Origin of the sequence: Castellaniella sp., assembly GCF_004321985.1 — a bacterium.
Taxonomy (GTDB): domain Bacteria; phylum Pseudomonadota; class Gammaproteobacteria; order Burkholderiales; family Burkholderiaceae_B; genus Castellaniella.
In genome coordinates this window covers 1-7,955 of the sequence record NZ_SCQN01000006.1, presented here as the reverse complement: position 1 = coordinate 7,955, position 7,955 = coordinate 1, and the positions used below count along the sequence as shown (strand labels likewise).

The 7,955-nt window shown below is 60.6% G+C and carries 7 protein-coding genes; 2 read left to right on the top strand and 5 right to left on the bottom strand.

What is annotated here, in order from left to right:
* The 3 genes from EPN31_RS00890 to EPN31_RS00880 form a co-directional block, all read right to left on the bottom strand.
* The coding region (locus EPN31_RS00890; protein WP_291768159.1) for an ABC transporter substrate-binding protein at window positions 1-565 on the bottom strand (565 nt) is incomplete at its 3' end.
* A gap of 63 nt (window positions 566-628) precedes the next feature.
* Entirely contained in the window at window positions 629-1,750 is a 1,122-nt protein-coding gene (locus tag EPN31_RS00885) for a 5-methyltetrahydropteroyltriglutamate--homocysteine S-methyltransferase (RefSeq protein ID WP_291768157.1), read from the bottom strand.
* Window positions 1,751-1,877: 127 nt separating this feature from the next.
* Window positions 1,878-4,352 (bottom strand): EAL domain-containing protein, encoded by a 2,475-nt coding sequence (locus EPN31_RS00880; protein ID WP_291768155.1) that lies wholly within the window; start codon window positions 4,350-4,352, stop codon window positions 1,878-1,880.
* A gap of 173 nt (window positions 4,353-4,525) precedes the next feature.
* Between EPN31_RS00880 and EPN31_RS00875 the strand changes: the two genes are divergently transcribed.
* Window positions 4,526-4,771 (top strand): hypothetical protein, encoded by a 246-nt coding sequence (locus tag EPN31_RS00875; RefSeq protein WP_291768153.1) that lies wholly within the window; start codon window positions 4,526-4,528, stop codon window positions 4,769-4,771.
* 22 nt (window positions 4,772-4,793) lie between these two features.
* Here the strand turns inward: EPN31_RS00875 and EPN31_RS00870 are convergent, their stop codons facing one another.
* A complete protein-coding gene (locus tag EPN31_RS00870; protein WP_291768151.1) occupies window positions 4,794-5,150 on the bottom strand; it encodes a TetR-like C-terminal domain-containing protein in 357 nt (118 codons plus the stop codon).
* 220 nt (window positions 5,151-5,370) lie between these two features.
* On the opposite strand from EPN31_RS00870, the gene EPN31_RS00865 reads away from it, so the two are divergent.
* Window positions 5,371-5,586, top strand: a complete 216-nt coding sequence (locus EPN31_RS00865; protein ID WP_367188284.1) for a VOC family protein — start codon at window positions 5,371-5,373, stop codon at window positions 5,584-5,586.
* Between the two features lie 54 nt (window positions 5,587-5,640).
* Here EPN31_RS00865 and EPN31_RS00860 read toward each other — a convergent pair whose 3' ends face one another.
* Window positions 5,641-7,533: a diguanylate cyclase gene (locus EPN31_RS00860; RefSeq protein ID WP_291768149.1), complete on the bottom strand. Its 1,893-nt coding sequence runs from the start codon at window positions 7,531-7,533 to the stop codon at window positions 5,641-5,643.
* Window positions 7,534-7,955 lie beyond the last annotated feature (422 nt).

The following is a 7,955-nucleotide window of genomic DNA, read 5'->3' as shown; positions in this document are numbered from 1 at the left end:
ACACGAGTGTGATGTCGGTGGACGAGTGCATTCCCTGCATGCCCAACAGGAAGTCAACCAGTGCTTGGGTACCGCTGCCCGGGCCGGTGACGCCAATCTTCTTGCCCTTGAGCCCCTGGATCCGTTCAGCCAGCGACGCGGACGCCTGCGGACCCGAAAAGGATGGCCCCGTGATGATGTCCACATAGTAGGTGTTCACCAACTGGGCAATCATGCGAGTGCCCTTGTTGGCGCGATAGAGGTTCAGCGGATCCGTACCGTTGCCCCCGGCGACATCGATGCTCCCCGATTGAAGTGCCGCTGCCAGCTTCGCGCCGGTCCCCAGCAGCGGTATGTCGCCGACCCGAAGATCATGCTTGGCAAAGAAGCCCTGCTTCTTGGCGACGAAGATCGGAAAGAACGCGATTGAGTCGCTGATCTGTCCCACCTGCAGCGTCATTCTGGGCTGGTTTACCCCATCCTGCGCCTGAGCGGCCAGCGGTGCCAGTCCGGAGAGAAGTGCTGTGAGTCCAAACAAAAACGCCGGCACGATTCTCATGTGCCGCCTGGTGAATCCGATCTGCATGGCTGCCGCTCCCGGGCGCGAAGGCCGCGTTGGTTTCCTGTCAGTGGCTGTGACCGTCGCGCCTCAGGCGTCACCCCACACATCGCGCGCGACTTCGACGACCAGGCGCAGCTTCGCCCGCTCGTCGTCCACCGAAATCTTGTTGCCGTGAACTGTGCTGGAAAATCCGCACTGGGGTGAAAGCGCAAGCTGCTCCAGCGGGGCGTATTTGGAGGCTTCGTCGATGCGGCGCTTCAGATCGTCCTTGGATTCCAGCGGGCTGAATTTCGTGGTCACCAGCCCCAGCACCACGATCTTGTTAGCCGGCAGGAACCGCAACGGGCGAAAGTCACCGCTACGATCGTCGTCGTATTCCATGAAATATGCATCCAGATGCATTTCCGACAACAGCGCTTCGGCCACCGGTTCATAGTTGCCTTCAGCCGCGTAGGTGCTCTTGAAGTTGCCCCGGCACAGGTGCATGGACAGCACCATGTCCTTGGGCTTGTAAGCCACGACGCGATTGATGAACTTGGCATAACGGTGCGGAAGCTCGTTGGGGTCGTCGCCGCGTGTACGTGCCGCCTCTCTCATGTGTTGATCGCACAGGTACGCCAGGTTGGTGTCGTCCATCTGGACGTAGCGGCAGCCGGCTTCATACAGGCTGTGAAGTTCCTGCCCGTAGGCCTTGGCCACATCCTCGTAGAAATCCGGCTCCAGCTCGGGGTAGGCCTGAGCATTGATACCGGCGCGTCCCCCGCGGAAGTGCAGCATGGTGGGCGAGGGGATCGAGACCTTGGGCGTATGGCCGGCCGATACCTGGCTGGAAAGATACTCAAAGTCCGCCCGCTGGATATCGCGCACATGCCGGACCTTGTCTACCACCCGGATGCCCGGCGGCAACAGATGCTCCTTGCCGTCTTCGCCGACGACGAGCTTGGGGTCGTCGGTCGCCACGCCGCCCAGGTGCCGCAAGAAATCCAGGTGGAAATAGGTGCGGCGGAACTCCCCGTCCGTAATCGACTTCAGCCCAATGTCCTCCTGGAACTTTACAGCTTCGGTGATTGCACGGTCTTCGACCTTGCGCAGCGCCGCCGCATCGATCGCGCCCCGAGCGTGCTGATCACGAGCATCCAGAAGAAATCTGGGCCGCAATAGGCTTCCCACATGGTCGGCACGAAACGGCGGGATCGAACGAGTGGACATGGGTAGTCTCCTTCAAGAGAATAGATTTCAGGAAATCATACTCCCGGACCTTAGGGGTTACGGACCACAGTTGGCCGACAGCATGCCACACTGGGGCTACCTTTGCTCATTAGGCCCGAACACTCGGTCACCCAGGCTGCCAGTTCCTGATGTACTGCTCGAACTGACCAGCTGTCAGTGGCCGGCTGAAATAGAAGCCCTGAGCCTCGTGGCAGCCGCGCGCCTTCAGAAACTGGATCTGCTCCACCGTCTCCACGCCTTCGGCAATGGTGGTAACACCCAGACTATGGGCCATTTGAATGACGGCCATCACAATCGCCTGGTCATCGGCGTCGGAAAAGATATCACGCACGAACGACTGGTCGATCTTCAGCTTGTTGATCCGGAAGCGCTTGAGATAGCTGAGCGATGAATAGCCCGTGCCGAAATCGTCGATCGCGAAATGAATGCCCCGCTCGCCCAGTCGCTGCATGATTCCAAGCGCGGCCTCAGGCGCCCGCATGGCGACTGCTTCGGTGATTTCGAACTCCACGCAATCTGGCGGCGCCTGGGTTGCATCCAGGATCCGGCTCGCCTGTTCGATGAACCCGGACTGCATGAATTGTGTCGCCGAAAGATTGATTGCCAGGGCCATCTTCGGTAGGCCGCCCGCCAGCCAGTCATGCAGTTGCGTCAGTGCCTGGCGGATCACCCACTCACCGATTGGCACGATGAGGCCATTGGCCTCCGCCAGCGGGATGAACTCTGCGGGCGACACGGCGCCGAAACGCGGCGAATCCCACCGCAGCAAAGCCTCTGCGCCGGTCACATGTCCATCGTCCAGAGATACCTGCGGCTGGTAGACCAGCCGCAACTCGCCACGCTGGAATGCCAACTTGAGCGCTGCCCCCACCGCCGCCGCATGCGTGACGCGAGTCTGCACTTCGGAAGCATAAAACTCGTAGTGATTGCGGCCTTCGTCCTTGACGCGATACATGGCCCCTTCCGCGTTTTTCAGAAGTACAGCTGGATCCTGGGTGTCGTCTGGACACATCGTCACTCCGATGGACACCGTGACCGAGAGTTCGTGGCCGGAAAGCGACACGGGTTCAGCAACGGCGGACAACAGATTCGCGGCGAGCGCCGCCGCCTGCGCGCGACCCAGACCGTGGGCAACTGCCACGAAACTGTCGCCCGAATGGCGTGACAGCACATCCTGACTGCGAAGCTTCGAACGCAGACGGCGAGCGGTCTCCACCAACAACTGGTCACCCGAGGCGTGGCCCATGACGTCATTGATGTTCTTGAAGCGGTCCAGATCCACCCAGAAGATCGCGACGGGGTCGCCACCCGCCGCAATGTGCTCCAGCGTGTTGAGCAGCGACGTCCGGTTGGGCAATCCGGTGAGCTGATCGAAATTGGAAAGCGCATACAGCGCCTGTTCGTTTTCAAAGCGATCCGTGATGTCACGGGAAATCAGGACAAACTGCGGCTCCACCCCCTTTTCAACCGGCTTGGGCGCCACGGACAGCTCAAACCAGCGCCTGCCCTTGCCCAGGATGTCGAGCGCGATGACCTTGCCTCTGGACAGGCCCTGAGTCTGCGCCTCCTGAAGCGCGGACAGCACCACGGCAGCATCCTCCGGGGGCAGGACGTCATGCACGGTACGCCCCAGCAATTTCGGAAGCGGTGCTGCCAAGTGGTCCAGCAGGCCACTATGGACCTCAAGGTAACGACCATGGGCGTCCATCTCAAACAGCAGATCGGGCACTGCATCCAGCGTCGCGCTCAGCCGGCGCTGCGATCTGTCGAGCAGACGATAGGGACGCTGGACAGACTCTATGAAAACCGCCCGGTACAGGTACAGGTACGCAATGACGCTATAGAGGTGGCCTACCAGATTGTAGAAATCGGATGTACGGGTATAGAGCGCGAAGAAGATCTCGCCCTGAGCCATGATGCAGGCCGCCGCAAACAGGCTGCTGGCGCCAAACTCGCGCGGACGCCGCCAATACCAGACCAGCCGGACCGCCACCATCAGATAGGCGGCAATCAGCACATACTCGGACACGACCTTGAACCGGGTGAGCCCCTGTCCGGCCGCGAACATCTGTGGCAGGATCTGAGGATATCCCAGGATCACGACATGCACCCCGGCCACAATGGCAAGCACCCCTGCCAGCTGCGCTCCCGCCGGCCAGCGCAGATGGCGGGCACCCCAACGCAGCCAGACTGCCGCCAGCAGGGCCACGGCGCTCAGCATCCGCCCGGCCAGCCAGAACGCGATGCCCTTGTCCGGGGAACTCGGCGTCACCATGATCGGCATTCCCTGAACGGACATAGCGTGGGAGAAATCCAGCAACGCTACGCCAAGGAATGCGGTCGCCAGGATGATCAAGTTGTCGGCCAGATGCTCGTGACGCGAGGTCCAGATGACGGCAAAAATCAGCGCAGCCACGACGACCGATAGGACTTCCAGTGCGGAATGCAGCGGCAGAAAGAATGGAACCTCGGGGCGAAAGTCCGATAGAGGGGTGATGACGATCGCCACCAGCACGGCGGCCAGCAGGCCCGTGGCGATGATCGCGTGCCGTGCTTGCGGCTGATGGCTGGCGTGAATCAAGGAGGTCTGAATCCGGATGACGGGGCGCGCCTGGGAATCACCTTAGCTGCTGGCTCCGAATGCAATTGTAACCTCCGGCACTAAAGCATACGACGAGTATGGGTTTACCCTAGCTTTCCGCGTATTCGCACTATGATCCGCGCATCGAACATGGGCATCCAGAGGACATCACCATGATCAGTCAGAAACGCAGCGAACCCCGCAAGGTCGTTTACAACTTCTTCGCCGGATTCCGCCCGCAGGCGGAAGGCATGTACGGGTGGCTGCGGCACGAGGGCCTGAACCCCGACTGGGATTTCCGGCCAGTGGGCCATATCGCCCGTACAGCCATCACGCTTCCGGTCAGCCAACTGGGTCGCCTGCGTGACCTGCAGAAAGCCGACCCCAGCCGCTGGGGTCAGGCTCCTCGCGTCGCTTGATGCGACGCCTGGCGCAGCATTTCTACTGTGCCAGGTTTTCTGCGAGCAGGCCCCGCTCGACCATCGCCACCAGTCGCTCGGCCAGTGTCTGACAGTCGGCCTCTCCCAAGCCCCGTAAGGGGCCATTCAGCAGCAGGAACGCCATTCCGTGAACGGCGGACCACGCCATCCATTCTGCTCCCGAGCGCTGTCCGGGCGACAGCAGACCGGTGTCGACCATACCGTCCAGGGCGTGACCGAGTAGCTGGAATGGATCCAGCCCGCTGGCACCACGCGACGAATCGTCCTTGCTGCTGGGTTCGTCCACGCCAAAAGGCTGTGCTGCAAATGCGGTGCGAAACAGACCTGGCTCCCGGCGCGCAAAACCCAGGTAACCCAAGCCGACGCCCCGGAAGACCGCGCGCGCTGGCGTGGATCGCTCAGGTGCTGCACGCCATCGATCTCCGATTCGATAGCGCGGGCCAGCAGCGACAAGGCAGCGAGGCGCACCGCTTCGAACAGAGCCTGGCGATTCTTGAAATGGCGATATGCAGTATTGGGCACCACACCGGTACGGCGGGTGGCCTCGCGCAGCACAACTGCGGTCGGCCGGGTTCGGCATGGCCAGAGATCGCTTTGGTACCCCTTGGATGGTCAATGTAAGCGACTGCGGCTGGTGCAAGGACAGGTGGGGCCTTTCCTGGCAAATCATCCCAGCGGATCTGACCAACACGTTCACCGGTCCAGATCGGGCCGCCGCAAAGCGGGTCTTCGACGCCATGATGCGGATGCAAAAGATCGATGTAGCCGCCATCGAAGCAGCGCGGAACGGCTGAGAAACGACTAGCCCGACGGCGCACGAAACCAGTACAGGTCCTCGGCTGGCTTCCCTATTCCTGGGCCCTTGCTTCGCAGTATTGATGGAACCGCCATGTATTGGGCCGGCAGCTCTTGGCCGCGTACATGGCTGCGTCCGCGTTTGCGATCAGTGTCTGGGATCTGTCGCCGTCCTGAGGGGTGCAGGCGATGCCGATACTGGCTCCCACGGCCGCTTCACAGCTGTCGAGCTTGAATGGTCGAGACAGAGCCGCCAGGATCCTCTCGGCTGCGGACGCAGCATCTTCGCGGCGCTCGAGCTCCGTCAGCAGTACCACGAACTCGTCGCCACCGATGCGTCCCACCGTGTCGACCGCGCGTTGCTGGTGATAAATGCGTTCGCTGACCAGTTGCAAAAGCTCATCACCCGCTGCGTGTCCGTACCGATCATTCACGGCCTTGAATCCATCCAGGTCGATGAACAGCACCGCCACCATCTTCCCGACTTGTGCCGCCATACCTATCGCCGCATCACAACGACGCTGAAGCTCCGCACGATTCACAAGACCGGTCAGTGAGTCGTGGAGCGCAAGCCGCTCCAGGTGCCGGCGGGCCTCCCGAATGTCGGAAATGTCGCTGAACACCGCGACGTAATACACGGCTATCTGATCATTTTCGCGAATGGCACTGACGGTCAGGCTTTCAGGATATGTGCTGCCGTCCTTCCGTCGGCTCTGCACCTCACCCGACCAGCGGCCCACCGCGTTAGCCATGTCTCTGACGCTGATCTGCATCGCGCTGCCGTCGGCCATGCAACGCGTATCCTCCAGGCACATTTCGAGCAGGTCCGCTTTGGTATATCCAGTGATCTCGGTGGCGGCCCGATTGGGCGAGACGACGCGGCCCCTGGCATTGACGATGAGAATGCCCTCTGCCGTGTTCGCCAGCGCAGCTGCGGCAATGTGCCGATCACGTTCGTCACGAACCCGTTCGGAAATATCACGGACGACGGATTGATGCGCAGTTCGCAAGCCCCACGCCAACACGCTGGTCTGTGTCTCGACTACCCGCTGGCCGTCCTCACCGCTCTGAAGCCCGTCATCGCCGGGCGCAACTTCGTGCAGTGCACAGTCGTTGAACCACTGGGTATAGGTCATTCCCTCGGGTCTTTGCGCCCCCTTTCTGCGCCACTCCAGGGCCGTGCGGTTCGCATCCAGGACGGCACCCGTCGCCTGATCAGCAATGACAATCGCGTCCGGGGCGCTGTCAAAGAGTAATCGGTAGCGCTTTTCGCTGCTTCGCAACCTGCTCAGGATGCGCCGCGCCGCCAGCAGCCACAATCCGATAGCCAGCGCAGTTGTCCCCAACACCCCGAAGAACAGTGCGATATCGGCCAGTACGGCGCCCTGTGCGATGTCCGATGAGAATACCAGGCTCCGGTCAACCAGTGCACTGCTGATCGTGCGGATGCGCGCCCGCTGGAATTGAAGTTCCGCCCGAAGCGGTGCACCGTATGCATTGCTTTGGCGCAGCGTCTCGGCAATGGTCTCGAGTTCGTCAACCAGCGGGTCGGCCGCCTTCCACTGCGCGATCGCCTGCCTGATGTGCGGTGCCCCTGAGAAATACGCGAAGACGAAAACCGCATCTTCGAGCGGCACTTCTGTTGCGTGGATATTGCTCAGGATGGAGATCGCCCGGGCCATATCAGGACGCCGCGACAATAGCTGATCGCGAACCGACCGAAATGTCGCCAGTGTCGAATACTGGCTGTTGAAGCGCGCGAGATCCGTCTCCTCGCCCGTATCCGCATACTGGAGCAGGTCGACGACCGCCCGGTTCTGGACAGCCATCCATGTGGAGTCTCCGTTCAGGAAACCCGCCAAGGCCAAGTGCACGCGCAGTGCCAGCCACGTCAGGAACAGAATGAACGCTACTGCCGCCACCGACGCACCTACGAGCAATCGCAAGTTTCTCGTGGTGCGCGGCCTGGACGGCCAGGAATCAGGATGGTGCATATGCCACCCACGGTTGGTTTTGCCAAACAAGGGCCCGCCAGATACATGAAGAGTGTAACGTTAGAGACATTCAGTCGCAAATTGTCTTGGATTTTATTATTTCCATGAAGAAACAGATATAAATATCCACGCTTTTGTTATTTCAGTTGTTTCTTTCGTTCACTAAGTTGATTACACATAATTAAATAAGATAGACTCTTTTGCGGATACCCCATCGAATTCTGCAAGATTAAAATCCCGGTCGTACTCCACAAAGAGCAAAAAGGCGACCGCAGGCCTGGCGCCCCATCGCCCTGAAAACCTATCGTTCACGACTGGGAGACACAATTGAAGAACATCAGGATATCCGGGTGGGAGACTCAGCCCTACGAATT